The following is a 25,371-nucleotide window of genomic DNA, read 5'->3' as shown; positions in this document are numbered from 1 at the left end:
CAAGGACCATGCCAACAGCCTGAAGATTCCCCATGACAGAACGATGAAAACGAAAACGGCCGGCAAGATGCCGGCCGCGGTTCGCTACAACCGGATCAGCTGGCGCGGGCCATATTGCGCAGGGCCTTGATCTGGTCGTGGTTGCGCAGTACGCCGGCGTACTGGCGCTGGATCACTTCGCGCACCTTGATCGGCAGCGCTTTTTCTTCCAGTGCCTCGGCGTAGTGCTTCTTGGCCACGTCCTCGCCGCGCTCGCACTCATTGAGGATGGCTTCGTCGCTCTTGCCGGTGACCAGGGCCTTGAGGTCGACCCAGCGACGGTGGATGTCGCCGCCCAGGCTGGTGCTGTCTTCCGGCTTGCCGCCCAGTTCCAGGACCAGGCCCTGCAGTTCGCCGGCAGCGGCGGCACACTCGCGGGCGCGGTTGCTGAACAGTGCCTGCAGCTGCGGGTCCTTGACGTCCTTGGCGCAGGTACGGAAGCCTTCTTCGCCGTCCTTGCTGGTTTCGATCAGGTTGTTGAGGACCTTGATGGTGTCTTTGACGGTATCGCTCATCTCTGTCTTCCTTTGCCGGCCGTGCCGGCGGTTGGGTGGGATGATCGCAGTGGCGCGGTGTTGTCCTGCTTTCGCGCCGCCTGAAGTGTCGACTGCGCCGTTTCGATGGGTGTTCCACCTACCCGATGGGCGGTATGGGTCGATAGATCAATCACTTAGCTCACTGGGGCGAGAATCAGCGCACCCAGCGGCGGCAGGTCGAGGCACAGCGACTGGGGCTGGCCGTGGGCCGACTCCACGGTGTAGCCGAGTTCGCCGCGGCTGCCGGCGCCGGAGCCGAGGAAGCGCTCGTCGTCGCTGTTGAGCAGCACCTGCCAGCGCCCCCGCACAGGCACGCCGACGTGGTAGCCGCTTCGCGGCAACGGGGTGAAGTTGAGCACCACCAGCAGCGGCGCCTCGCCCTCCCCGGCATGCCGCAGCCAGGCGAACACGCTGTTGCGCTGGTCGTCGCCGATCAGCCACTGGAAGCCCTCGGCGCGGCCGTCCTGGCGGTGCAGCGCCGGGCGCTCGCGGTACAGCCGGTTGAGTTCGCGTACCAGGCTCTGCACGCCGGCGTGCTCGCCGTAGCGCAGCAGGTACCAGTCCAGTTGCTGGTCGTGGTCCCACTCGCGCCACTGGCCGAACTCGCAGCCCATGAACAGCAGCTTCTTGCCCGGGTGCGTCCACATGTTGCTGAGGAACAGGCGCAGGTTGGCGAACTGCTGCCAGCGGTCGCCGGGCATCTTGCCCAGCAGCGAGCCCTTGCCGTGCACCACCTCGTCGTGGGAGATGGGCAGGACGAAGTGCTCGGAGAAGGCGTAGATCAGGCCGAAGGTCAGCTGGTGGTGGTGGAAGCTGCGGTGCACAGGGTCCTGCTGGATGTAGGCCAGGCTGTCGTGCATCCAGCCCATGTTCCACTTGTAGGAGAAGCCCAGGCCACCCTCCGCACTCGGCCGGCTGACGCCCGGCCAGGCGGTGGATTCCTCGGCGATCACCAGGGCGCCGGGCGCCTCGCTGGCGACCACTTCGTTGAGGTGACGGAGGAACTCGATGGCCTCCAGGTTCTCGCGCCCGCCATGGCTATTGGGAATCCACTCGCCGTCCTTGCGCGAATAGTCGCGGTAGAGCATCGAGGCCACCGCGTCCACGCGCAGGCCGTCGATGTGGTAGACGCGCAGCCAGTGCAGCGCCGAGGCCAGCATGAAGCCGTGCACCTCGGTACGGCCGAGGTTGTAGATGAAGGTGTCCCAGTCCTGGTGGAAGCCCTCGAACGGGTGCTCGTACTCGTACAGCGCGGTGCCGTCGAAGCGCGCCAGACCGTGTTCGTCGGTGGGGAAATGCGCCGGCACCCAGTCCAGGATCACGCCGATCCCGGCCCGGTGGCAGGCGTCGACGAAAGCGGCGAAGTCGGCCGGCGAGCCGTAGCGCGAGGTCGGTGCGAACAGGGACAGCGGCTGGTAGCCCCAGGAGCCGCCGAACGGGTGTTCCATCACCGGCAGCAGTTCGATGTGAGTGAAGCCCATGTCCTGCACGTAGGGGATCAGCCGCTCGGCCAGCTCGGCCCAGGTCGGCGGGCGGTCGTCGACGTGCTGCCAGGAGCCGACATGCACCTCGTAGATGCTCAGCGGCCGGTCGTGGCCCTGGAGCTCCTGGCGACGCGCCAGCCAGTCCTGGTCGTGCCAGTCGAAGTCCAGCGGCGCCGCGACGCGGGAACCGGTCGCCGGCGGCAGCTCGCCTTCCAGCGCCACCGGGTCGGCCTTGAGCGGCAGCAGGCCGTCAGCGCCGAGGATCTCGAACTTGTACACCTCGCCCGCCTCCAGGCGCGGGATGAACAGCTCCCACACCCCGGTCGGATAGCGCAGGCGCATCGGGTGGCGGCGGCCGTCCCAGCCGTTGAAGCCGCCCACCACTGACACCCGCCGTGCGTTGGGCGCCCACACCGCGAAGCGCACGCCGGGGATGCCGTCCTGCTCCATCAGCTGGGCGCCGAAGCAGCGCCCCAGCGCCCGGTGGTTGCCCTCGGCGAACAGGTAGAGGTCGATCTCGCCGAGCAGCGGGCCGAAGGCGTAGGGGTCCTCGGTCTCCTGCTCGGCTTCCGGCCAGTGGATGCGCAGGCGATAGGGCCGCGGCGCAGGCAGGCGCAGGGTGAACAGCCCGGCGGCGTCCTCCAGCTGCATGGCGCCGAGCGTATCGCCGCTGTCGGCGGCCAGCAGTTCCACGGCCAGCGCGCCGGGCAGCCAGGTCCGCACCAGCACCCCCTCGCCATCGGGCCGCGGCCCGAGGAAGGCGAAGGGGTCGCCGTGCTCGGCGCGGCGCAGGCGTTCCAGGTCGGTCATCGACGGTTTCCCTGTAGTTGGTGGATCAGTTCCAGCAGCCCGTGCAGCGGCACGTCCAGCCAGTCCGGACGGTGGGCGGACTCGTAGAGGATTTCGTAGGCGGCCTTCTCCAGGCTGAACAGCGCCAGCGCGGCACCCTCGCCTTCGCGGGCGTGCCATTCGTGCGGCAGGTCGGCGGCGGCCAGCCGGTAGGCGTCGTAGAAGGCGGTGCGCGCCTCGCTGCGGTAGCGCGAGGCGATGCGCTGGCGCGCCACCGAGGCCTCGTCCGAGGAGTCGCCGCCCTGGCTGTTGCGCAAGGCTACGGCTGCCGCGTAGTCGAAGGAGCGGAGCATGCCGGACACGTCCTTCATCGGGCTGTGGCGCTGGCGGCGCTGCTCCAGCGGCCGGCTCGGCTCGCCCTCGAAGTCGATGATGCAGGCATCGCCCTGCACCACCAGCACCTGGCCCAGGTGCAGGTCGCCATGCACACGGATACGGATGCCGCCGGCGGCCAGGCGGGCCAGGTCATGGACCAGGCGCTGCAGCTCGTCGCGCTGCTGCAGGAGCAGGTCGACCTGGCGCCGGTCCGCCTCGCCCAGGCGCTCGCGGCCACGGTCGAGGGCATCCAGCGCCTCACTTAGCTGCGCGCCGACGGACTCGCCCCATTCGGCGCTGTCACGCTCGTCGGTGGGGCGCGCGCCGAAGTCCGGGTCTTCGCTGGGCTGCGCCAGCACCAGGTGCATCTCGCCCAGGCGCCGGCCCAGGGTGGCGGCGAAGTTCTGCAGCTCGGCCAGGGCGTCGTACTCGCTCTCCAGGCTGGAGCCGCCGCTCAGTTCGTCGCGGATGGCCCGCTGCAGGTTGGTCAGGGTCCATTCCCAGGCATCGCCCTGGTTGCTCAGGTAGCCCTGCAGGATCATCAGGGTGACGGACTCGCCGTCGGCGCCGACCCGCCGCACCTCGCCCAGCAGCGGCGCGATGTTGGCGTAGCCGCGGGCGGTGAGGAAGCCGCCCATCTCCGCCTCCGGGTGCACGCCGGGGAACAGGCGGCGCACCAGCTTGAGCACCATGCGCTCGCCGATGATCACCGAGCTGTTGGACTGCTCGGCGGAGATCAGCCGGGTCTCCTCGCCCGCCACCGCCGGGTAGTCGGCGAACTGACTGGCGGGCAAGAAGTGGATTTCACCGTCGCCGGCCTGGAGCACCTGACGGCCGTGCAGGTGGGCGAGCACCTCGTAGGTGAATTCCGGCAGGCTGAAGCCGTCGGTCAGCAGGCCGACCTGGCGGCCGCGGCGCAGGCGCGCCAGGGCCAGTTGCTGGGCCAGCGGGTTGCCGGCCGAGCCTTCGTCCACGTAGGCCAGCGGCAGTTGGTAGCGCTCGTCGCCGAGAGTGACCTCGGCCAGGGCGCGCAGGTCGCCGAAGGGCTGCACGTAGGCCAGTTCCGGCGCGGCGGTGTCGTTCTCGCGGGCGCTGAACCAGCGGCGGCGGCCCAGGTAGCTGCCCAGCAGGTCCTTCTCCAGGGTGTGCCGGGCGGGCGCCCTGGTCAGCTCCTGCAGGTCGCGCTTGATCACCAGGGTCGGCAGTTCGGCCATGCGCTCCACCGGTACCACGTGCCAGCTCGGCATCTGCGAGGCGTCGGCCAGGTAGAACCAGTAGAAGCCGTAGGGCGGCAGGGTCAGCAAGTAAGTCATCTCGCCGATCGGCGGGAACGAGGCGCCGCCGACCATCTCCACCGGCACCCGGCCATCGTAGGCGGACAGTTCCAGCTCCACCGCCTGGGCCGCCCGCGACAGGTTGGCCACGCACAGGATGCTCTCCTCGCGGCCGTCCGCCCCACGATACTCGCGCAGGTAGGCGAGAATGCGCCGGTTGCTCGGCGAGAGCATCTTCAGGCTGCCGCGGCCGAAAGCCTTCTGCTGCCCGCGCACGGCGAGCATGCGCCGCGTCCAGTTGAGCAGCGAGTGGTTGTCCCGGGACTGGGCCTCGACGTTGATGGTCTGGTAGCCATACAGCGGGTCCATGATCGGCGGCAGCACCAGCTTGGCCGGGTCGGCGCGGGAGAAGCCGCCGTTGCGGTCCATCGACCACTGCATGGGCGTGCGCACGCCGTCGCGGTCGCCGAGGTAGATGTTGTCGCCCATGCCGATCTCGTCGCCGTAGTACAGCACCGGGGTGCCGGGCATCGACAGCAGCAGGCTGTTGAGCAGCTCGACCCGCCGCCGATCGCGCTCCACCAGCGGCGCCAGGCGCCGGCGGATGCCCAGGTTGATGCGCGCGCGGTGGTCAGCGGCGTAGTAGTTCCACAGGTAATCGCGCTCGTCGTCGGTGACCATCTCCAGGGTCAACTCATCATGGTTGCGCAGGAACACGGCCCACTGGCAGTTGGCGGGAATGTCCGGGGTCTGGCGCAGAATGTCGGTGATCGGGTAGCGATCTTCCTGGGCGATGGCCATGTACATGCGCGGCATCAACGGGAAGTGGAAGGCCATGTGGCACTCGTCGCCTTCGCCGCCGTCCTCGCCACCGAAATAGGGACGGGTGTCCTCCGGCCACTGGTTGGCTTCGGCCAGCAGCATGCGGTCGCTGTAGCGCTCGTCCAGCGCGGCGCGGATGCGCTTGAGCACCACGTGGGTCTCGGCCAGGTTCTCGTTGTTGGTACCGTCGCGCTCGATCAGGTAGGGAATGGCGTCCAGGCGCAGGCCGTCCACGCCCATGTCCAGCCAGTAGCGCATCACCCCGAGCACCGCGCGCAGCACCTGGGGGTTGTCGAAGTTGAGGTCCGGCTGGTGCGAGTAGAAGCGGTGCCAGAAGTACTGGCCGGCGACCGGGTCCCAGGTCCAGTTGGACTTCTCGGTGTCGAGGAAGATGATCCGGGTGCCGGTGTACTTGTCGTCGGTGTCCGACCAGACGTACCAGTCGCGCGCCTTGGAACCCTTCTTGGCGCGGCGCGCGCGCTGGAACCAGGGGTGCTGGTCCGAGGTGTGGTTGATCACCAGTTCGGTGATCACCCGCAGGCCGCGCTTGTGCGCCTCGGCGATGAAGCGGCGGGCGTCGGCCAGGGTGCCGTAGTCCGGGTGCACGCCCTTGTACAGGGCGATGTCGTAGCCGTCGTCGCGCCGTGGCGAGGGGTAGAACGGCAGCAGCCACAGGGTGTTCACGCCGAGATCGGCGATGTAGTCGAGCTTGTCGATCAGCCCGGCGAAGTCGCCGATGCCGTCGTTGTTGGCATCGTAGAAGGACTTCACGTGCAGCTGATAGATCACCGCGTCCTTGTACCACTGCGGGTCGTCGAGGAAGGGCTTGCTTCGGGCCATCGGGTTACTCCTGTCAGCGCACCGGGCGCACGCGCCAGATGCCGAATGGCAGATGCCAGGGTTCGATGCGCATCCACTGCACCTTGCCGTGCCAGGTCCAGCGGTGGCCGTTCATCAGGTCCTCGCCCTCCAGGGCGGCATCGTCGGCCAGGCCGAACTCCCACAGCGGCAGCTCGAAATGCGCCTCCTGGGCCTGGTGCGGGTCGAGGCTGACCGCCACCAGGATGAAGTTGTCGAGTTCGGCAGTGCGCTTGCCGAAGAGCAGGATGTTGTCGTTCCAGACGCTGTAGGCCTGGAAGCCGAGGTGGCTGTGCAGCGCGCGGTTGTCGCGGCGGATCTGGTTGAGCCGGGTGATCTCGCCGACGATGCTGCCCGGCGCGTGGTAGTCGCGCGGGCGCAGCTGGTACTTCTCCGAGTCCAGGTACTCCTCCTTGCCCGGCACCGGCGCCGACTCGCACAGCTCGAAGCCGGAATACATGCCCCACAGGCCCGAGCCCATGGTCGCCAGCGCGGCGCGGATGAGGAACCCGGCGCGCCCGGCGTGGTGCAGGAAGAAGGGGTTGATGTCCGGCGTGTTGACGAAGAAGTTGGGCCGATAGCACTCGCGCCAGGGCGACTGGTTCAGCTCGGCGAGGTACTCGGCCAGCTCCTGCTTGGTGTTGCGCCAGGTGAAGTAGGTGTAGCTCTGGGCGAAGCCGAGCTTGCCCAGGCGCGCCATCATGGCCGGGCGGGTGAATGCCTCGGCGAGGAAGATCACCTCCGGGTGCGCGTGCCGCACCTCGGCGATCAGCCATTCCCAGAACGGCATCGGCTTGGTGTGCGGGTTGTCCACGCGGAACAGGGTGACGCCCTGCTCCACCCAGCCCAGCACCACCTCCAGCAGGCCCATCCACAGCTCGGGCACCGCCGCCTCGGCGTAGAAGTCGACGTTGACGATGTCCTCGTACTTCTTCGGCGGATTCTCGGCGTGGCGGATGGTGCCGTCCGGCCGCCAACTGAACCAGCCGGGGTGCTGCTTCAGCCAGGGATGGTCCGGCGAGCACTGGATGGCGAAGTCCAGCGCCACCTCCAGGCCGTGCTCCCGTGCCGCCCGCACCAGCTCGCGGAAATCCTCCAGGCTGCCCAGCTGCGGATGCACCGCCTCGTGGCCGCCTTCCTCGCTGCCGATGGCGTAGGGGCTGCCAGGATCGTCCGGGCCGGCCTTGAGGCTGTTGTTCGGACCCTTGCGATGGGTGCGGCCGATGGGGTGGATGGGAGGGAAATACAGCACGTCGAAGCCCATCGCGGCGATCTCGGGCAGGCGCCGGTGCACGTCGCGGAAGGTGCCGTGGCGGGCCGGGTCGCCGCTCTCGGAACGGGGGAACAGCTCATACCAGCTGGCGAACCGGGCCAGCTTGCGATCCACGTCCAGGGCGAAGGTCTCGCTGCGCACCCGATGCGGGCGGTGCTCGGCGCGCCCCAGCAGCTCGCCGGTCTGCGGGTCGAGCAGCACCGCCACGCGCTGATCCAGGGATTCGCAATCGGCGAAGCGCGCCAGCAGCTCGCCCAGGCGCCCGGCCAGTTCCGTCGGCGCCTCGGCGCCGATGCGCCGCAGCAGCGCCTCGCCCTCCTGCACCTCCAGGCTCACCGGTACGCCGGCCGCGTATTTCTTCTTCAGCTCGTGCTGGTAGCTGGCGTAGATGTCCTGCCAGGCCTCGACGACGAACTCGGCGCGGCCCAGCGCCTCGGGGGTCAGCCAGGCCTGCCAGTGGTCGTTGCCCAGCGCGCGCATCGGCACCCGGTGCCAGTCGCTCTCGCCCGCCTGGCGCCAGAGCAGCGCGGCGGCGATCTGGTCGTGGCCGTCGGTGAAGATTACCGCGCCCACCTCCAGCGCCTCGTTGGCCACGCACTTGGCGGCGAAGCGTCCACCCTCCACCTGGGGCGTCACGGATTCGATGGCGATGCGGGGAGCGCTGGCGGCGCGGATGGCGTGGGTACGGGCTTCGTCCTGACGAATCGAGTGCATCTCGGCGGGCTCCTTGACGCCTGGAGGACGTTGTCTGGGGAACGGGATGAAGGCCGGCGTCGGGCGCCGGCTCATGGAATTCCGAGCCCGCCGCGCCTGCAAAAGTTCAGGTCGCTTAGAGCGGGATACCGTCGGCGTAGAGCACCCCGCGGTCAGGGTGGATGTCGAGAATCGCGCACAGCATGCGCTCGGCAGCGTCCTCGGCCTCGCGCTCGCAGACGCAGCTCGGGTCGATCACCCAGAGCACGGTCACTTCGCCGCCGTAGCGCTTGGGCTGGTACTCGATCAGGCCGATGAAGCTGGCGCCGTTGTACATGGCGTCGGTCCAGGCGGTGCAGTGTTCGAATTCGCGGAACATGGCGCGACTCTCTCGGTTACGGATCGTTGCCGGGTGGCTGCTGTTGCCGCGCCTCGCGCTCGAGCAGCGGCAGGGCGTGCAGGATGAGCAGGGCCAGCACGGTGCCGAGCAGCGCCGTGCCCTCGCGCCCGAGGCCGACGGCGATACCGATACCGGTGCTGAACCAGAGCGAGGCCGAGGTGGTGAGGCCCTTGATCTCGCTGGTGTGGTCGCCCTTGAGGATGGTGCCGGCACAGAGGAAGCCGATGCCCGCGGCGATGCCCTGGATAGCTCGGCTGATGGCGTCGTGCTCGGCGCCATCGAGGTCCAGCACCATGACGAACAGCGCCGCGCCGAGGGTGACCATCATGTGGGTGCGCAGCCCCGCCGCCTTGCCCTTGGCCTCGCGCTCGAAGCCCAGCAACCCGCCCAGCGCCGCGGCCATTACCAGGCGCAGGCCGGCGCGGAACATCTGCTCGGGCTGGCCCAGGTCGGCGAATTCGTCATAGACGACCGCCCACAGGTAGTCGCTCAGCTCCACGGCAGACGCTGGCCGGGACGCAGGTTGAACAGCGCGCGCGACTCGCCCGGCAGCAGGTAGCGGCGGAATCCGCAGCGGCTGCAGCACTCATGCACCAGGTCGCTGCCGCACACGCGCGGCACCGCCTCGGACGGGCCCGGCAGCCACTGGCAACCGGAAATCAGGCAAAGCAGTCTCATGACGCAGGCTCCATCTCCATGGGTCTCAGAAAGATGACCCTGGCGCAGCGCGGAAGGTTTGAGAAATTTCGAACTATCGGAAATGCCGCGCTTCTCTTGAGATGAAGCCGTACTCACGCGAACCCGAGAGGTGAAGACCATGGCACGCGGCAGCAAGGACAAGTACACGGACAAGCAGAAGCGCAAGGCCGCGCATATCGAGGAAAGCTACGAGGCGCGCGGCGTTCCCCGCGAGGAAGCCGAGGCCCGCGCCTGGGCCACGGTGAACAAGCAGTCCGGCGGCGGCGAGCGCAAGGGCGGCTCGGGCCAGGACACCAGCCCGCAGAAGAAGGCGGCGGCCCGCAAATCCTCGGCGCGCCACGCGGTGGCGACCCGCCGCGGCACGCCCCGGCCCGGCTCCACGCTGGAGTCCATGACCCGCCAGGAGCTGATGGAGCTGGCCCGCAAGCGCGACATCCGCGGCCGCTCCACCATGCGCAAGGCCGAACTGCTCGAAGCCCTGCGCTAGCGCTCCTCGCCCCCCTCTGGCGGCGACACCTGGTCGGTCCAGGGTTGGCCGTCCAGCGGGGCCGAGCGCGCCAGTTCGGCCTCGTCCAGGCCGATGCCGCCGCCGATCTCCGATCCGTCCACCACGCTCAGTTCCTTGTCCGCCGGCCGAACCTCACCGCGCTCGCCCGGGGAATAGGCGCCGCTCTCGTCGATCAGCGTCTCGGGGCTGAGGTCGTCCAGGGTCACGTTGTCCTCGTGGACGCTTTCCGAGAGCGCCTCGCCGCCGCTCATGCCGGCCTGGGCCTCTCGCTCCGGAGGGAACTCCCGGGCCACCTCGTCCGCCGGCCGCTCGTCGCCGATCCGCCCCTGGCGCTCGTCGCGGCGCTCGCTGAAGTCCAGCTCATGCATGGAGCCCATGCGGTCCTCGATGTCGTCGATCTCTGTCACTCGGGGTTTGTGCTCGCTCATGGGGCTGCTCCAGTCGCAGTGGTTTCTCTGTCGACTCGCCTGGGCGGGCAATGATTCAGGCTGTTTGACCGGGCGCATCTTTCGGACCTTCCGAAGCCCGAACCCGGCTTGATATACCGACAAGGAATCAAAAAATACTGAACACCGCCTGCCCCCACACCTCCGAATAAGGGTGCCGGTTGGCACAACCCTTAAATTACTGACGAGGATAGTGACTATGGCTGGACATAGAGGCGGTAAAGGCAACTTTGCAGAAGACCCCCAGCGCGCTTCCGAAGCTGGCAAGAAAGGCGGCCATGTTAGCGGCGGGAATTTCCGGAACGACCCACAGCGTGCCTCCGAGGCCGGCCGCAAGGGCGGCCAGAACAGCCACGGCGGACGCAATTAGTCTGTGAGTGGTTCGAGGGCGGAGCGGAGGCTCCTCCCTCACGCTGCGGTCTTGGCTGTCAGCCCCGTCGGCCCTGCGCCGCAGCACCCTCGCCCTCTCCCTCCACTCCTTCTTCGCCCTTCTCTTCGTCCTCGCTGCCATCGAAGGTGTTGTCCCAGATCAGGCGCGGGTCGAAGGTGACCGCGGCCATCATCGTGAGGATCACCACGCTGGCGAAGGCCGCCGCGCCCAGGTTGGCCTCGATGCTCGCCAGGTTGCCGAAGTTGACCGCCGCCACCAGGATGGCGATGACGAAGATGTCCAGCATCGACCAGCGCCCGATCCACTCGATGAAGCGGTACATCAGGATGCGCTGGCGCGCCGACATGGGCTGGTGGCGCTGCACCGAATAGAGCAGCAGGGCGATGCCGACCAGCTTGAAGGTCGGCACCAGGATGCTGGCGACGAACACCACCATGGCGATCGGCAGCATGCCCGCGTGCATCAGCTCCACCACCCCTTCCATGATCGTCGCCGGCGTGCCCTTGCCGAGGAAGTTCACCGTCATGATCGGCAGGAGGTTGGCCGGGATGTAGAGGATCGCGGCGGTGACCAGCAGCGCCCAGGTGCGGGCGATGCTGTCCGGCCGGCGGGCGTGCAGGCGCGCGCCGCAGCGGGCGCAGTGCTGCACCTCGCCCTCGCGCAGGTACGCCAGCTTGTGGCATTCGCCGCAGACGATGATGCCGGCATCAAGCGCGCGCATGGTCGCCCTCCTCGTCTTCGCTCAGCGCATCCCAGACCTGGTGCGGCGACATGGTCACCTCCAGCCAGACCTGGGCCAGCATCAGCGCGATGAAGCAGCCCAGCCCCACGCCCAGGTGCAGTTCGGCCATGTCGATCAGCTTGACGATGGACACCAGGATGCCGAACAGGTAGACCTCGAGCATCCCCCACTCGCGCATGTGGTGGTAGACCCGGTAGCAGTGGCACGCCAGCGGCCGCAGCGCCGGATTGGGCATGGCGAGCAGCACGAACAGCTGGCACAGCAGCTTGAGCAGCGGCACAAGCATGCTGCAGAAGAACACCACCAGCGCCACGCCCTGCATGCCCGACTCGTAGAGCCCCAGCACCCCGCTCCAGACGGTGTCCACGGCATTCTGGCCGAGCACGTTGAGGCTCATGATCGGCAGGAAGTTGGCCGGCACGAACAGGATCAGCGCGGTCAGCACCAGGGCCAGGGAGCGGCGGCGCATGTGCGCGCGGTGGACGATCATCTCGTAGCCGCAGCGCGGGCAACAGGCCTTCTGCTCCTCACCGATCCGCGGATGCTGCATGAGCAGGTCGCACTCGTGGCAGGCGATCAGCGCCTCCAGCGGCGGCAGCTGGCCGGGGGTCGGTTTGTCGGCATGCTCCATGTTTCACCTCTCGAGCGGTATGCGCCGGATATTACCCGCCACTGACAGCGACCGCCTCAGTCGCGGTCCAGCAGGTGGAAACGCGGCAGCGACAGGCGCCAGCGGATCGCCGCCAGGCGGGTGAGCAGCACGCTCAGCATGGCGATGCCGGTGTCCAGCCAGTGCGGCGTCTGCAGCTCGCGCAGGGCAATGAAGACCAGCGAGCCGAAGATGCAGGCGGTGGCGTAGATTTCCTTCTGGAAGATCAGCGGTATCTCGTTGCAGATCACGTCCCGCATCACCCCGCCGGCCACGCCGGTCACCACGCCCATGATCACCGCGGTGCTGTAAGGCATGTTGTGCTGCAGCGCCACCTCGGTGCCGATCACCGTGAACACGGCCAGGCCGAAGGCGTCGGCGATCAGCAGGCCGCGCTCGTGGATCGGCCGGGTCAGCCGCACCCACAGCACGGTGCCGACCGCCGCCAGGGACGCGACCAGGATGTAGGTGTCGTTGCGGATCCAGCTGACCGGGTGGTTGTCCAGGATCAGGTCACGCAGGGTGCCGCCGCCCAGGGCGGTGATCACGGCGATCACCAGCACGCCGAACAGGTCCATGGACTTGCGCCCGGCCATCAGCGCGCCGGTGATGGCGAAGACGGCTACGCCGAACAGGTCGGCCAGGTAGAACAGTTGCTGCATGGCGCCTTCAGTCGGCGACCGGGGTGCGCATGGTGACGAACTCCTCGGCGGCGGTCGGGTGGATGCCGATGGTCTCGTCGAAGACGCGCTTGGTGGCGCCGGCCTTCAGCGCCACGGCCAGCCCCTGAACGATCTCGCCGGCCTCCGGCCCGATCATGTGGCAGCCCAGCACCTTGTCGGTCTTGCCATCCACCACCAGCTTCATCAGGGTGCGCTCCTGGCACTCGGTGAGGGTCAGCTTCATCGGCCGGAAGCGGCTCTCGAACACCTTCACCTCGTACCCGCGCTCGCGCGCCTGCTCCTCGGTCAGGCCGACGGTGGCGATGTTCGGCAGGCTGAATACGGCGGTGGGGATCAGATCGTAGTCCAGCTCGCGGTATTCCTCGGGCCTGAACAGCCGGCGCGCCACCGCCATGCCCTCGGCCAGGGCCACCGGGGTGAGCTGCACCCGGCCGATCACGTCGCCCAGGGCCAGGATCGACGGCTCGTGGGTCTCGAAGTTGTCGTTCACCTCGATGAAACCCTTGTCGTTCAGCTTCACACCGGTGTTTTCCAGTCCCAGGTTGTCCAGCATCGGGCGGCGGCCGGTGGCATAGAAGACGCAGTCGGCGGCCAGTTGGCGACCATCTTTCAACGTGGCCAGCAGGCTGCCGTCGTCCTGCCGCTCGATGCGGTCGATGTCGGTGTTGAATTGCAGGTCCAGCCCCTTCTTCTCCAGCTCCTCCTTGAGGTGCTTGCGCACCGCGCCGTCGAAGCCGCGCAGGAACAGGTCCTTGCGATACAGCAGCGAGGTCTGCGCGCCCAGGCCATGGAAGATCGAGGCGAACTCGACGGCGATGTAACCGCCGCCGACCACCAGCACGCGTCTGGGCAACTGTTCGAGGAAGAACGCCTCGTTGGAGGTGATCGCCAGTTCATTGCCGGGAATGTCCGGCACCTGGGGCCAGCCGCCGGTGGCGATCAGGATGTGCCTGGCGCTGTGGCGCTCGCCGTTCACCTCGACCTCGTTCGGACCCAGCAGCCTGGCGTGGCCTTCCAGCAGGGTCACGCCGCTGTTCACCAGCAGGTTGCGGTAGATGCCGTTGAGGCGCTGGATCTCGCGATTCTTGTTGGCGATCAGGGTCGGCCAGTCGAAGGTCGGCTCGCCCGCGTTCCAGCCGAAGCCGGCGGCCTGCTCGAAGTCCTCGGCGTAATGCGCACCGTGGACCAGCAGCTTCTTCGGCACGCAGCCGACGTTGACGCAGGTGCCGCCCAGGTAGCGGCTCTCGGCCACCGCCACCCTGGCGCCGAAACCGGCGGCGAAACGGGCGGCACGCACGCCGCCGGAACCGGCGCCGATCACGAACAGGTCGAATTCATAGGACATCGAAGGTCTCCTCGCAGGCCGTACAGCATACCGGAGAAGCCCGGCGGGCTGGGTGTATGCTGAAATGCATCCATGTTGACTAGACCCGCGACCGAACGCAGCGGTTCGGGTCGGGAGGAACGCCATGCGCCCCACCCTCACCCACGTCGCCCTGCACGTGCCGGACCTGCAGGCCTGCGTGGACTTCTACCGGGACTTCTGCGGCATGCGGGTGATCCACGAGCGCGCCGGCAAGGGCTCCAGGATCGTCTGGATGGCCGAACCGGGCCAGGAGCACCGCTTCATCTTCGTGATCATGCCCGGCGGCACGGACCGCGAACTGGCCGCCGACGACTACAGCCACTTCGGCTTCGCCGTCGCCAGCCGCGAGGACGTCGATGCGATCGCCGCGCGGGCCGCCGAGCGCGGCTGCCTGGTCTGGGCGCCGCGCGACGAGCCCTATCCGGTCGGCTACTACTGCGGCCTGCGCGACCCGGCGGGCAACTACGTCGAGTTCAGCTACGGCCAGCCGCTGGGGCCGGGCTCCGAGACGATGCCCATACCCTGAACCGGGGGCCTGAAACGACGAAGCCACCCGCAGGTGGCTTCGATCGGCTGGCGGCCCGTCAGTAGGCCTTGCCGGTCTTGTACAGGTTCTCGTAGCAGAAGTTGGTCGCCTCGATGTAGCCCTCGGCGCCACCGCAGTCGAAACGCTTGCCCTTGAACTTGTAGGCGATCACGCAGCCGTCCCGGGCCTGCTTCATCAGTGCGTCGGTGATCTGGATCTCGCCGCCCTTGCCCGGCTCGGTCTGCTCGATCAGGTCGAAAATGTCCGGGGTCAGGATGTAGCGGCCGATGATCGCCAGGTTCGACGGGGCGTCCTCGGGCTTCGGCTTCTCTACCATGTTGTTCACCCGGAAGATGTCGTCACGGATCATCTCGCCGGCGATCACGCCGTACTTGGAGGTCTCCTCGCGCGGCACCTCCTGGATGGCGACGATGGAGCAGCGGAACTGGTTGTACAGCTTGACCATCTGCTGCAGCACGCCGTCGCCTTCGAGGTTGAAGCACAGGTCGTCCGCCAGCACCACGGCGAACGGCTCGTCGCCGATCAGCGGGCGGCCGCTGAGGATGGCGTGGCCGAGGCCCTTCATCTCGATCTGGCGGGTATAGGAGAAGGTGCACTCCTCGATCAGGCGGCGGATGCCGACCAGGTATTTCTCCTTGTCGGTGCCCTGGATCTGGTGCTCCAGCTCGTAGCTGATGTCGAAGTGGTCTTCCAGGGCGCGCTTGCCGCGGCCGGTGACCATGGCGATCTCGCTCAGGCCGGCCTCCAGGGCCTCCTCGACGCCGTACTGGATCAGCGGCTTGTTGACCACCGGCAGCATTTCCTTGGGCATGGCCTTGGTGGCGGGCAGGAAGCGGGTGCCGTAGCCAGCCGCCGGAAACAGACATTTCTTGATCATGGCAATCCTTGGAACTGCGGGGCGGAATTGCCGCGCAGTCTAATCAGGCGGCGTCGGCCTTACAATGCCCCGCCGGTGGCCTGCCGATACCCCGGTAGAGGAAGCCCGACCGGGCGATCTCGGCCGGATCGTAGATGTTCCGACCATCGAACAGCACCGGCATTCGCATCGTCGCCCGCACGCGCTGGAAATCCGGCTGGCGGAACTGCTTCCACTCGGTGACCAGCACCAGGGCATCGGCGCCCTGCACCGCCGCATAGGGCGACTCGCCCAGGCTCAACTGCCCGCTTTCCAGCGCCTCGCCGTAGCGCTCGGCCACGGCGGCGCACGCCACCGGGTCGCAGGCCTGCACGCGGGCACCGGCGGCCAGCAGCGCATCGAGCAGGACCAGGCTCGGCGCCTCGCGCAGGTCATCGGTCCCCGGCTTGAAGGAAAGTCCCCAGAGCGCGATCACACGGCCATGCAGGAAACCGTTGAAATGCTCGCGCAGGGCCTGGAACAGCAGGGTCTTCTGCAGCGCATTGCGCGCCTCCACCGCCCGCAGGATGCCGGGCTCGAAGCCCTCCAGCTCGGCGGTGCGGATCAGCGCCCGCACATCCTTGGGAAAGCAGGAGCCGCCATAGCCGCACCCGGCGTAGATGAAGTGGGTGCCGATCCTGCGGTCGCTGCCGATGCCTCGCCGCACGTCCTCGATGTCCACCGCCAGCCGCGCGCAGAGCCCGGCCATCTCGTTCATGAAGGAAATCCGCGTGGCGAGGAAGGCGTTGGCCGCGTACTTGGTGAACTCGGCCGCGCGCACACCCATGCACAGCACCCGGTCGTGGTTGCGCAGGAACGGCGCGTAGAGGCGGCGCAGCTGCTCCTGGCTTTCGCCGTCGTCGCAGCCCAGCACGACCCGGTCCGGGCGCATGAAATCCTCGACGGCGCTGCCCTCCTTGAGGAACTCGGGATTGCTCGCCACCTTGATCCGGAACGGCAGGCCACGGTCGGCCAGCCCTCGATTGATGCGCTGACCGACCCGCTCCGCCGTACCCACCGGCACGGTGGACTTGTCGACGATCAGGCAGGGCGCGGAGAGGCACTGCCCCAGCTGGTCGGCGACCGCCAGCACATGGCTGAGGTCGGCCGAGCCGTCTTCCCCGGTCGGCGTGCCCACGGCGATGAACACGACCTGGGCCTGGCGCACGCCCTCGGCCAGCATCCCGGTGAAGCTCAGCTGGCCGCTGGCGAGATGGGCCCTGAGCATCGGCTCGAGACCCGGCTCGTAGATCGGCGACTCCCCGCGGGCCAGCTGCGCCAGCCTACCTGGGTCGCGCTCCACGCAGACCACCCGGTTGCCCATCTCGGCGAAGCAGCTCGCCGTCACCAGCCCCACATAACCCGCACCGATCACGCACAGTCGCATCGCCTGGCTCCCGAGAGTCCTTGTATGGCGATTGCAGCGCAGTGATATGGCGGAGGAATGACGCGGACGTGACAAATCGCGGGCAACAAAAAACCCGGCCGAGGCCGGGTTTTCTGCAGAGCGCCGGGCCGGATTACTTGGCCTGGGCTTCCACTTCGGCTTCTACGCGACGGTTGACCGCGCGACCGGCTTCGGTGGCGTTGTCGGCAACCGGGCGGGACTCGCCGTAGCCAACGGAGCCAACGCGCTCGGAACCTACACCGTACTCGTTGACCAGTACGTCGCGAACGGCGTTGGCACGACGCTCGGACAGCTTCTGGTTGTAGGCGTCGGTGCCGACGGAGTCGGTGTGGCCTTCAACGGTGGTGTTGGTCTGCGGGTACTGGTTCATGAAGTCGGCCAGGTTCTTGATGTCGCTGTAGCTTTCTTCCTTGACCTTGGACTTGTCGAAGTCGAACTTCACGTCCAGCTCGACACGTACGGTCTCGGCGGCTTCCGGAGTAGCCGGAGCTTCTTCGACGTACGGGGCCGGCTCGGCAACCGGGGCCGGAGCCGGGGCGGAACCGCCACCGAAGTTCAGGCCGATACCGATGCTCGGGGCCCACTCGGTGTCGCCCTGGTCGATGTTGTACTGAGCTTCAACGCCAGCGCGGGCGTAGAAGTTCTCGGTGAAGTAGTACTTGGCACCGCCGCCCAGGTTGGCGAAGGTGGAGCCATTACGACCGCTGCGGCCGTTCTGGCCGATGCTCTGGTCGGAGAAGCCGGCGGAGATGTACGGACGCAGGCTGTCGCTCGGGGAGTTGAAGTGGTACAGAGCATCCAGGGCGGTGTTGGAGCCCTTGATGTTGCGACCATCGTTGGAACGAGCGTTGTGCACTTCGTCGTAACCCAGGCGCAGCTCGACATCATCGGTCAGGAAGTAACCGATGGAACCGCCGAAGAGGTTGCCGTCGTTGTCGAACTCGCGAGCGCTGTCGAAGTACTGCTTCTTGGCGAAGCCTTCGATTTCAACGGCGCCCTGGCCTTGGGCCAGTGCATTCAGAGAAGAGACAGCAACCAGCGAGCCGATGACTACGCCCAAGGTGTTTTTAAGTTTCATCCGTAAATCCCCATCAAAAAGACGATTAGTAGTTGCCCGCTCCAGAGACCGAGAACAACAGGGCGGCGAGTGTAACAAAACCACACACGGTGGTGTAGTTGATATTTCACGCACCCAGCGCGTAAGAGGCGCTCGGGCTAATTAAGTTTCACCAATATTCCCGAATTTTTCCCGAAGCCGGTCCAGCGCACGTTTGTAACGCATCTTCGTGGCGCTCAATCCCATGTGCATGATGTCTGCGATCTCCTGGAACTCCAGTTCGGCGACGAAACGCAGCACCAGTATTTCCCGGTCGATCGGATTGACGTGAACCAGCCAGCGGTCGAGACCGCCCTTCTCCTCCAGCCTCGGCGCCTTTTCCTCCGAGGCTTCTTCCTGCGGGTCCAGGCTGAGCGCATCGAGCAGTCGGCGCTTGCGGCGCTCCTTGCGGTATTGGGTGATGCATTCGTTGTAAGTGATGCTGTAGAGCCAGGTCTTGAACTTGGACTTGCCCTCGAAGTTCTTCAGACCATAAAGAACTTTGAGCATAACTTCCTGACACACATCGTCGGCATCCCGCTCGTTGCCAAGGTAACGCGCGCATACATTGAACAGGGTGCGCTGGTAACGCCGCATCAGCTCTTCATAGGCACGGGTGACGTGGAACAGCTCGACGTGAGCACGCTGCACCAGCTCCTCGTCCGAGAGCTCGCGTGGGTCGTACCGCGTGGGAAGCGATTGGGCCTTGTTCAAAACAGCTCGTGCCGACAGTCAGATCAGATGGCAGCGCCACAGCGCAACGCGAGTGGCGCCGGTCGCATACATTAGCAGGGATTGATGCGTCAGCGGCTGCTGACGCGCTGCTCGAGCAGAGTGCGGTTGGCCACCGAGACCAGCTCACCGTCGTCGGTGAGCAGAACGGTCTTCACGGTGCCGATCTCCTCGATCTGGCCTTCGACCTCGCCGACCTTCACCTGTTGCCCGACCTCGTAGAGTTCGCGCACATAGATGCCGGCCAGGATCTGCCCGGCGATCTCGCGGCTGCCCAGGCCGAGCGCCAGGGCCACGGCCAGGCCCACGGAAATCAGCACGATGGCGATCACGTTGTTCAGCAGGTCGGTCTTCACTTCCAGCTGACCGATGGCCACCGAGATGCTGATGATGATCACCAGACCCTGGGCGATGCGGCCGAGGCCCGCCGAGTAGTCCAGGCCGACACCCTCGGCGGCTCCGCGGACCAGGCTGCTGACCAGTTGGGCGAGCAGCACGCCGGCGAGCAGTACCAGGGCCGCGCCGAATACCTTGGGCAGGTACAGGGCCAGCACATCGAGGGTCGCCGACACGCGCTGCAGGCCCAGCGACTCGGCGGCGGAGACCAGGAAGATCAACAGCACGAACCAGTAGATGATCTTGCCGATCAGGGTCGACACCGACACCTGAATGCCCACGCGCGCCATCAGCTTGGTCAGGCCGGTGCCCGCCATCAGGCGGTCGAGGCCGAGTTTGGCCAGCAGCTTGGAGATCAGGGTGTCGAGCAGCTTGGCCACCACGAAGCCGAGCAGGCCGAGGATCAGCGCGACGAACAGATTGGGAATGAAGCCCGCGATCTTGCTCCACAGGGTGGTCATGGCGGCCACGAGCGCTTGGGTCCAGGGATCGAGTTCCATAGTCAGTCAGCCTTGTCTGCAGAGCGGGCGGTGGAGCGGGAAACCGGCGTCAGGTGGCCCGAGCCGTTGTTGAGGGCGATCATCAGAGCCTCCAGGCCACGGCCCATGAGGCCGAACAGATCGCCGGCGCCCACCTGGCGATTGGCGGTCTTGAGCACGCGCCCGAGGGCCGCATCGTCGTCATGCTCGGAGGGCGACGAATTCAGCAGATTGCGCAGGGACTCTTCGAAAGGATCGTACATGCCTACCTCGCACGGATTTGTTGGCTAGACGTGGCGCTCGCGGGCGAGGTCACATCTACAGCCAGCGCAGACGGCGGAACAGCCACCACTGCAGGGTGCCGATCCCCGCGAGGATGGCGCAGATGAGCAGGAAGCCATACCGGCTGTCCGCCCCGGGTATGCCGCCGACGTTGATGCCGAGCAGGCCGGTGAGAAAGCTCATGGGCAGGAAGAACACCGTGGTGACACCGAGCAGGTACATGGCGCGGTTCATCTTCTCGCTCATGCGCCGATGCTCGGCTTCGAGGATCAAGCCCACCCGTTCGCGGACCATCTCCAGCTCTTCCAGGTAGCGGGTCAGCCGGTTGTTCAGCTCGTTCCAGTAGTCACCATCGCCGAAGCCGCTGCGCGTGAGCTGGCCGAAGATATCCCGCTGCGGCGCCAGGAAGCGACGCAGGCCGGCAGCCCGACGGCGGACATGCAGCACCAGCCCGTGGTCGGGCATGAAGCGCTCGTCGCCGTCGAGCAGTTCTTCCTGCCCCTCCAGCTGCTCGGACAGATTGTCGATCAGCCCATCGACGCGATCGGTCAGGTGATGGGCCAGCTCCAGCACCAGTTCGGCGCTGTTGCGCGGCCCCTGCCCCTTCTCCAGCAGCGCGATCAATTCCTCGGTGGCGCGCAGCGGGCGCAGACGCAGGGAAATGACCCGGCGCGCGCCGGCGAAGATGCGCACCGACACCATGTCCTCGGGATCGGCGCCGGGATTGAGGTTGACGCCGCGCAGGAACAGCAGCAGCTCGTGCTCCGGTAGCGTCAGCAGTCGTGGGCGAGTGTTCTCTTCCAGCAGCAGGTCGCAGCTGAATTCGCTGAGGCCGCTGTGCTCACGCAGCCAGGCGCCGGTCTGCGGATGGCCGCGATCCCAGTGCAGCCACAGGCTCTCGTGCTCGGCCAGGCGCAAGCCTTCCAGCTGGTCCCATTCCAGGCTGCGGGCACCACCCTCGCCGTCAAGCACGAAGGCGTGCACCAGCCCCCAGTGCAGGTTGTCTTTCTCGTACATCCCAATTCGCATCCTGTCGGGGCCCGCTGAAGACGAGCCCCGACGGCATCACTCCGGCATCTTCAGCGGCTCGGGGGAAACGATCACGCCGTTGTTGTCGGCATATACGTAGTGGCCCGGCTTGAAGGTCACGCCACCGAAGGTCACCGGTACGTTGAGGTCGCCGATGTTGCGCTTGTCGGTCTTCATCGGGTGGCTGGCCAGGGCCTGCACGCCCAGGTCGGTCTGCGCCAGCACGTCGACATCGCGCACGCAGCCGTAGATCACCATGCCTTCCCAGCCGTTCTTGGCGGCCTTCTCGGCGATCATGTCGCCCAGCAGCGCGCGGCGCAGGGAGCCGCCGCCATCCACGACCAGGACCTTGCCCTTGCCTGGCTCGTCGGCCTGAGATTTGACCAGCGAGTTGTCTTCGTGGCACTTGACGGTGACGATCTCGCCGCCGAAGGAGTCGCGGCCGCCGAAGTTGGCGAACATGGGCTCGACCACTTGCACCAGCTCCGGGTAGGCGTCGCACAGATCGGGAGTGACGTATTGCATGGAAAAGCTCCTTTCAGTTGAACCTCAGACATCGATACCGATGCGGTCACCGTCGTACGCCAGGCTGAACCGGCGAAGCGCCGCGCAGGGCGCGTTCAGCGGCTGGCCGCTGTGCAGGTCGAACTCCACGCCGTGGCGCGCGCAACGCAGCACCGAGCCGCTGAGGGTGGCGTCCTGCAGCGGCGCCCCGCGATGGGGGCAGCGATTCTCCAGCAGCAGCGGCTGTCGCTCGACCACCAGCAACAACAGGTCGAGACCGGCGACCGGGAAGGCCTGCCGATAGCCGTCCTGCAGATTGATCAGACGCTCCAGAGCGACGAACATGCGGATCGTGACCGAGCCGGCGGATTTCGTCACATCTTAGCCGCATGCCAGAGCGCTTGTAACCTCGTCCTGGCGTTTTTCGGGCGGCAGTCCCAGTTCCCGCAGCCAGTGCTCGACCAGCGGCCAGACCTCGGTCTGCGCCTCCTTGCTGACCAGCATCTCGATATGGCCGAAATCGCTGGAGTAGCCCTTTTCCTTGCCCAGCAGCAGGAAGCTGCGCGGCGCCGAGATGAACTGGTCGTAGAGCTTGCGGCAGGCCCAGGCCGGGTCCTGCAGGTCGCCCGTGGCGCTCACCGCCAGCAGCGGCACCGTCACGTCGGCCATGCCGGCCCACCAGTCGCGCTCGGCGTCGCCGAAGCGGCCGAACAGCCGGTGCCAGCGCAGGCTTTCCAGCGCCACGCCGATCGGTTCGTCCTCGGGTCCGCGCTTGAAACGGGCACCGGAAATATGAGGAAAGCCCTTGAGCAGCAGGCGGCTGCCCCATTCCAGGGGCGGCACCTTGAGCGGCCAGTAGACACGGCTGATCTGGCTGCCGAACAGGGCCGCCGACGCGGCGCTGCTCTCGTCCAGGTAGCCGCCGCCCAACGCGGCGGCCAGGGTGATGCCGCCCAGCGAATGCCCCACCCAGTGCGGCACCTGCCCGCTCTGCTCGCGGACGAAGGCGGCGATGGCCGGCAGGTCGTAGCGGGCATACTCCGCCACGCTGTTGTGTTTGTACGCCTGGTTGCGCGGCGACAGGCCGTGTCCGCGCATCTCGGCGATCCATACGTCGAAACCGGCGCGGGCCAGGTGCGGGCCGAGCCCGATGCTACGCGGCGAGTACCAGAAGCGCCGGTTGGAGAAGCTGCCGTGCAGCAGGATCACCGGCTGGCCACGCTCCTGCTGGCCGGCCAGGCCCAGCCGGGTCACGGCCAGCTCGACGGAGAAATCCGGCGCAGTGCCGGGCTTCAGGCGGTACACGTCCTCGCTCAGATCGCCGCGCAGTTCGGCGCTGATCAGGGCGACGGGGAACAATTCGCTACTGCTTTGCATACTGCTTTCTTGCACAAGAATTGCCGGGAGCGACTACTGGCGTCGTCCCTGGGCGATAGCCCGGAGCCACAAAAAAGGCGGGATCGCTCCCGCCCTTCTGCATGCGACCGGATCAGCCTTGCTGCTGGCCCTCGGCGAGGAAGAACCAGGTGTCCAGCACCGAGTCCGGGTTCAGCGACACGCTCTCGATGCCCTGCTCCATCAGCCACTTGGCCAGGTCCGGGTGGTCCGACGGGCCCTGGCCGCAGATGCCGATGTACTTGCCGGCCTTGTTGCAGGCGGCGATGGCGTTGGCCAGCAGCTTCTTCACCGCCGGGTTACGCTCGTCGAACAGGTGGGCGACGATGCCGGAGTCGCGGTCCAGGCCCAAGGTCAGCTGGGTCAGATCGTTGGAGCCGATGGAGAAGCCGTCGAAGAACTCGAGGAATTCGTCGGCCAGCAGGGCGTTGGACGGCAGTTCGCACATCATGATGACCTTCAGGCCGTCCTGACCGCGGTTCAGGCCGTTGCTGGCGAGCAGCTCGACCACCTGCGAGGCCTCGCCCAGGGTGCGCACGAAGGGCACCATGATCTCGACGTTGGTCAGGCCCATCTCGTTGCGCACCTTCTTCAGCGCGCGGCACTCCAGTTCGAAGCAGTCGCGGAAGCTCTCGCTGATGTAGCGCGAGGCGCCGCGGAAGCCGAGCATCGGGTTCTCTTCCTCCGGCTCGTACAGCTTGCCGCCGATCAGGTTGGCGTATTCGTTGGACTTGAAGTCCGACAGACGCACGATGACCTTCTTCGGCCAGAAGGCCGCGGCCAGGGTGCTGATGCCCTCGACCAGCTTCTCGACATAGAAGCCGACCGGGTCGTCGTAGCCGGCGATGCGCTTCTCGACGCTGTCCTTGATCTCCGCCGGCAGGCCGGCGAAGTTCAGCAGCGCCTTGGGGTGCACGCCGATCATGCGGTTGATGATGAATTCGAGACGGGCCAGGCCGACGCCCTCGTTGGGCAGCTGGGCGAAGTCGAAGGCGCGGTCCGGGTTGCCCACGTTCATCATGATCTTGAACGGCAGATCAGGCATGGCGTCGACCGAGTTCTTGCGGATGTCGAAGCCCAGCTGGCCTTCGAAGATGAAGCCGGTGTCGCCCTCGGCACAGGAGACGGTCACGCCCTGGCCGTCCTGCAGCACCTGGGTGGCGTTGCCGCAGCCGACCACGGCCGGGATGCCCAGCTCGCGGGCGATGATCGCCGCATGGCAGGTACGACCGCCGCGGTTGGTGACGATGGCGCTGGCGCGCTTCATCACCGGCTCCCAGTCCGGATCGGTCATGTCGGAGACCAGCACGTCGCCCGGCTGCACCTTGTCCATCTCGGACACGTCATGGATGACGCGCACCTTGCCGGCGCCGATGCGCTGACCGATGGCGCGGCCTTCCACCAGTACCTTGCCCTTCTCCTTGAGCAGGTAGCGCTCCATCACGGTAGCGCTGCTGCGGCTCTTCACGGTCTCGGGGCGGGCCTGGACGATGTACAGCTTGCCGTCATCGCCGTCCTTGGCCCACTCGATGTCCATCGGGCGGCCGTAGTGCTTCTCGATGATCAGCGCCTGCTTGGCCAGTTCGGTGACCTCGGCGTCGGACAGAGCGAAGCGGGCGCGATCGGCGCGGTCCACGTCGACGGTCTTGACCGAGCGACCGGCCTTGGCTTCGTCGCCGTAGACCATCTTGATCGCCTTGCTGCCCAGGTTGCGACGCAGGATCGCCGGGCGGCCGGCTTCCAGGGTCTGCTTGTGCACGTAGAATTCGTCGGGGTTCACCGCGCCCTGCACCACGGTCTCGCCGAGGCCGTAGGCGCCGGTAATGAACACCACGTCGCGGAAGCCGGACTCGGTGTCCAGGGTGAACATCACGCCGGCGGTGCCGGTTTCCGAACGCACCATGCGCTGCACGCCGGCGGACAGGGCGACCAGCTTGTGGTCGAAGCCCTGGTGTACGCGATAGGCGATGGCGCGGTCGTTGAACAGGGAGGCGAACACTTCCTTGGCCGCGCGGATCACGTTGTCCACGCCACGGATGTTGAGGAAGGTTTCCTGCTGGCCGGCGAAGGAGGCGTCCGGCAGGTCCTCGGCGGTGGCCGAGGAGCGCACGGCAACGGCCATGTTGTCATTGCCGGCGCTCATCTCGGCGAAGGCGGTGCGGATGTCGGCGTCCAGCTGGGCCGGGAACTCGGCGTCCATCACCCACTGGCGGATCTGCGCGCCGGTCTTGGCCAGGGCGTTGACGTCGTCCACGTCCAGCGCGTCGAGGGCGGCGTGGATGCGGTCGTTGAGGCCGCTCTGTTCGAGGAAGTCACGGTAGGCCTGGGCGGTGGTGGCGAAACCACCGGGGACCGATACGCCAGCACCGGCGAGGTTGCTGATCATCTCGCCGAGGGATGCGTTCTTGCCCCCTACATGCTCCACATCGTGGACGCCGAGCTTATCGAGGGAAATGACGTACTCTACCAAGGTGAACTCTCCACTGTACGTGGCAGAGCCGGTGCAGCGCCGCCGCATCCTGGCTTTGCCTCAAGGAAATAAGTCACAATGCCGACCAGTACGGGCCCGGCAAAGGGGGCC

25 protein-coding genes and 1 pseudogene are annotated in these 25,371 nt (G+C 66.9%); 3 read left to right on the top strand and 23 right to left on the bottom strand.

Annotation, left to right across the window (positions count from 1 at the left end; translation table 11 throughout):
* Positions 1 to 95: 95 nt before the first annotated feature.
* From N7640_RS12655 to N7640_RS12625, 7 genes are all read right to left on the bottom strand, one after another.
* A complete protein-coding gene (locus N7640_RS12655; RefSeq protein WP_279904891.1) occupies positions 96 to 554 on the bottom strand; it encodes a PA2169 family four-helix-bundle protein in 459 nt (152 codons plus the stop codon).
* A gap of 155 nt (positions 555 to 709) precedes the next feature.
* Positions 710 to 2,869 (bottom strand): 1,4-alpha-glucan branching protein GlgB, encoded by a 2,160-nt coding sequence (gene glgB, locus N7640_RS12650; protein ID WP_279904892.1) that lies wholly within the window; start codon positions 2,867 to 2,869, stop codon positions 710 to 712.
* Complete coding sequence (gene treS, locus N7640_RS12645) at positions 2,866 to 6,159, bottom strand: maltose alpha-D-glucosyltransferase (RefSeq protein ID WP_279904893.1); 3,294 nt, start codon at positions 6,157 to 6,159, stop codon at positions 2,866 to 2,868. The genes glgB and treS overlap by 4 nt, the downstream gene beginning before the upstream one ends.
* Before the next feature lie 13 nt (positions 6,160 to 6,172).
* On the bottom strand, positions 6,173 to 8,164 hold the full coding sequence (locus tag N7640_RS12640; RefSeq protein WP_279904894.1) for an alpha-1,4-glucan--maltose-1-phosphate maltosyltransferase: 1,992 nt from the start codon (positions 8,162 to 8,164) through the stop codon (positions 6,173 to 6,175).
* A gap of 115 nt (positions 8,165 to 8,279) precedes the next feature.
* Positions 8,280 to 8,522, bottom strand: a complete 243-nt coding sequence (locus N7640_RS12635; RefSeq protein WP_220815241.1) for a hypothetical protein — start codon at positions 8,520 to 8,522, stop codon at positions 8,280 to 8,282.
* Positions 8,523 to 8,538: 16 nt separating this feature from the next.
* Positions 8,539 to 9,042 (bottom strand): MgtC/SapB family protein, encoded by a 504-nt coding sequence (locus N7640_RS12630; RefSeq protein ID WP_279904895.1) that lies wholly within the window; start codon positions 9,040 to 9,042, stop codon positions 8,539 to 8,541.
* Complete coding sequence (locus N7640_RS12625; RefSeq protein ID WP_279904896.1) at positions 9,033 to 9,221, bottom strand: PSPA7_2676 family Cys-rich small protein; 189 nt, start codon at positions 9,219 to 9,221, stop codon at positions 9,033 to 9,035. Before N7640_RS12625 ends, N7640_RS12630 begins: the two co-directional genes overlap by 10 nt.
* Positions 9,222 to 9,360: 139 nt before the next feature.
* Between N7640_RS12625 and N7640_RS12620 the strand changes: the two genes are divergently transcribed.
* Positions 9,361 to 9,729 (top strand): Rho termination factor N-terminal domain-containing protein, encoded by a 369-nt coding sequence (locus N7640_RS12620; RefSeq protein WP_279904897.1) that lies wholly within the window; start codon positions 9,361 to 9,363, stop codon positions 9,727 to 9,729.
* Here N7640_RS12620 and N7640_RS12615 read toward each other — a convergent pair.
* Complete coding sequence (locus N7640_RS12615) at positions 9,726 to 10,178, bottom strand: phosphotransferase system, HPr-related protein (RefSeq protein ID WP_279904898.1); 453 nt, start codon at positions 10,176 to 10,178, stop codon at positions 9,726 to 9,728. The genes N7640_RS12620 and N7640_RS12615 overlap by 4 nt on opposite strands.
* Before the next feature lie 217 nt (positions 10,179 to 10,395).
* Here N7640_RS12615 and N7640_RS12610 point away from each other — a divergent pair, with 217 nt between their 5' ends.
* Positions 10,396 to 10,566, top strand: a complete 171-nt coding sequence (locus N7640_RS12610; protein ID WP_192322170.1) for a general stress protein — start codon at positions 10,396 to 10,398, stop codon at positions 10,564 to 10,566.
* A 145-nt stretch (positions 10,567 to 10,711) separates the two neighbouring features.
* On the opposite strand, the pseudogene N7640_RS12605 reads toward N7640_RS12610, so the two are convergent.
* From N7640_RS12605 to gorA, 4 genes and pseudogenes are all read right to left on the bottom strand, one after another.
* Positions 10,712 to 11,308, bottom strand: a pseudogene (locus tag N7640_RS12605) (paraquat-inducible protein A); the annotation flags it as partial.
* A complete protein-coding gene (locus N7640_RS12600; protein ID WP_279904899.1) occupies positions 11,295 to 11,960 on the bottom strand; it encodes a paraquat-inducible protein A in 666 nt (221 codons plus the stop codon). The gene N7640_RS12600 and the pseudogene N7640_RS12605, both read right to left, overlap by 14 nt.
* 56 nt (positions 11,961 to 12,016) lie before the next feature.
* Positions 12,017 to 12,640 (bottom strand): trimeric intracellular cation channel family protein, encoded by a 624-nt coding sequence (locus N7640_RS12595; RefSeq protein ID WP_220815248.1) that lies wholly within the window; start codon positions 12,638 to 12,640, stop codon positions 12,017 to 12,019.
* 7 nt (positions 12,641 to 12,647) lie between these two features.
* Positions 12,648 to 14,006 (bottom strand): glutathione-disulfide reductase, encoded by a 1,359-nt coding sequence (gorA, locus tag N7640_RS12590; RefSeq protein WP_279904900.1) that lies wholly within the window; start codon positions 14,004 to 14,006, stop codon positions 12,648 to 12,650.
* Between the two features lie 124 nt (positions 14,007 to 14,130).
* Between gorA and N7640_RS12585 the strand changes: the two genes are divergently transcribed.
* A complete protein-coding gene (locus N7640_RS12585) occupies positions 14,131 to 14,553 on the top strand; it encodes a VOC family protein (protein ID WP_279904901.1) in 423 nt (140 codons plus the stop codon).
* A gap of 58 nt (positions 14,554 to 14,611) precedes the next feature.
* Here N7640_RS12585 and galU read toward each other — a convergent pair whose 3' ends face one another.
* The 11 genes from galU to ppsA all read right to left on the bottom strand — a co-directional run bounded on the left by galU (position 14,612) and on the right by ppsA (position 25,260).
* The gene (gene galU, locus N7640_RS12580; protein WP_279904902.1) at positions 14,612 to 15,451 is read right to left on the bottom strand and encodes a UTP--glucose-1-phosphate uridylyltransferase GalU; all 840 of its coding nucleotides are present in this window, start codon (positions 15,449 to 15,451) and stop codon (positions 14,612 to 14,614) included.
* Between the two features lie 43 nt (positions 15,452 to 15,494).
* Positions 15,495 to 16,856, bottom strand: a complete 1,362-nt coding sequence (locus N7640_RS12575) for a UDP-glucose/GDP-mannose dehydrogenase family protein (protein WP_279904903.1) — start codon at positions 16,854 to 16,856, stop codon at positions 15,495 to 15,497.
* Positions 16,857 to 16,989: 133 nt separating this feature from the next.
* Positions 16,990 to 17,955: an OmpA family protein gene (locus N7640_RS12570; protein ID WP_220815253.1), complete on the bottom strand. Its 966-nt coding sequence runs from the start codon at positions 17,953 to 17,955 to the stop codon at positions 16,990 to 16,992.
* A gap of 141 nt (positions 17,956 to 18,096) precedes the next feature.
* Positions 18,097 to 18,687, bottom strand: coding sequence for an RNA polymerase sigma factor SigX (sigX, locus tag N7640_RS12565; RefSeq protein WP_279904904.1), 591 nt, complete (start codon positions 18,685 to 18,687; stop codon positions 18,097 to 18,099).
* Positions 18,688 to 18,776: 89 nt separating this feature from the next.
* Positions 18,777 to 19,601 (bottom strand): mechanosensitive ion channel domain-containing protein, encoded by an 825-nt coding sequence (locus N7640_RS12560; protein WP_220815255.1) that lies wholly within the window; start codon positions 19,599 to 19,601, stop codon positions 18,777 to 18,779.
* 2 nt (positions 19,602 to 19,603) lie between these two features.
* On the bottom strand, positions 19,604 to 19,843 hold the full coding sequence (locus tag N7640_RS12555; protein WP_220815256.1) for a CrfX protein: 240 nt from the start codon (positions 19,841 to 19,843) through the stop codon (positions 19,604 to 19,606).
* Between the two features lie 55 nt (positions 19,844 to 19,898).
* Positions 19,899 to 20,879: a zinc transporter ZntB gene (locus N7640_RS12550; RefSeq protein ID WP_220815257.1), complete on the bottom strand. Its 981-nt coding sequence runs from the start codon at positions 20,877 to 20,879 to the stop codon at positions 19,899 to 19,901.
* A 48-nt stretch (positions 20,880 to 20,927) separates the two neighbouring features.
* Complete coding sequence (rraA, locus tag N7640_RS12545) at positions 20,928 to 21,416, bottom strand: ribonuclease E activity regulator RraA (RefSeq protein ID WP_279904905.1); 489 nt, start codon at positions 21,414 to 21,416, stop codon at positions 20,928 to 20,930.
* 24 nt (positions 21,417 to 21,440) lie between these two features.
* A complete protein-coding gene (locus N7640_RS12540; protein ID WP_279904906.1) occupies positions 21,441 to 21,773 on the bottom strand; it encodes a Rieske (2Fe-2S) protein in 333 nt (110 codons plus the stop codon).
* Positions 21,774 to 21,776: 3 nt separating this feature from the next.
* A complete protein-coding gene (locus N7640_RS12535; RefSeq protein WP_279904907.1) occupies positions 21,777 to 22,772 on the bottom strand; it encodes an alpha/beta fold hydrolase in 996 nt (331 codons plus the stop codon).
* Positions 22,773 to 22,884: 112 nt separating this feature from the next.
* A complete protein-coding gene (gene ppsA / locus N7640_RS12530; protein ID WP_220815261.1) occupies positions 22,885 to 25,260 on the bottom strand; it encodes a phosphoenolpyruvate synthase in 2,376 nt (791 codons plus the stop codon).
* Between the last annotated feature and the right edge of the window lie 111 nt (positions 25,261 to 25,371).

Source organism: Pseudomonas sp. GD04015 (assembly GCF_029837675.1).
GTDB lineage: Bacteria > Pseudomonadota > Gammaproteobacteria > Pseudomonadales > Pseudomonadaceae > Aquipseudomonas > Aquipseudomonas paralcaligenes.
Note: the sequence above shows the minus strand (reverse complement) of the source record. Positions and strands in the feature narration are given on the sequence as shown.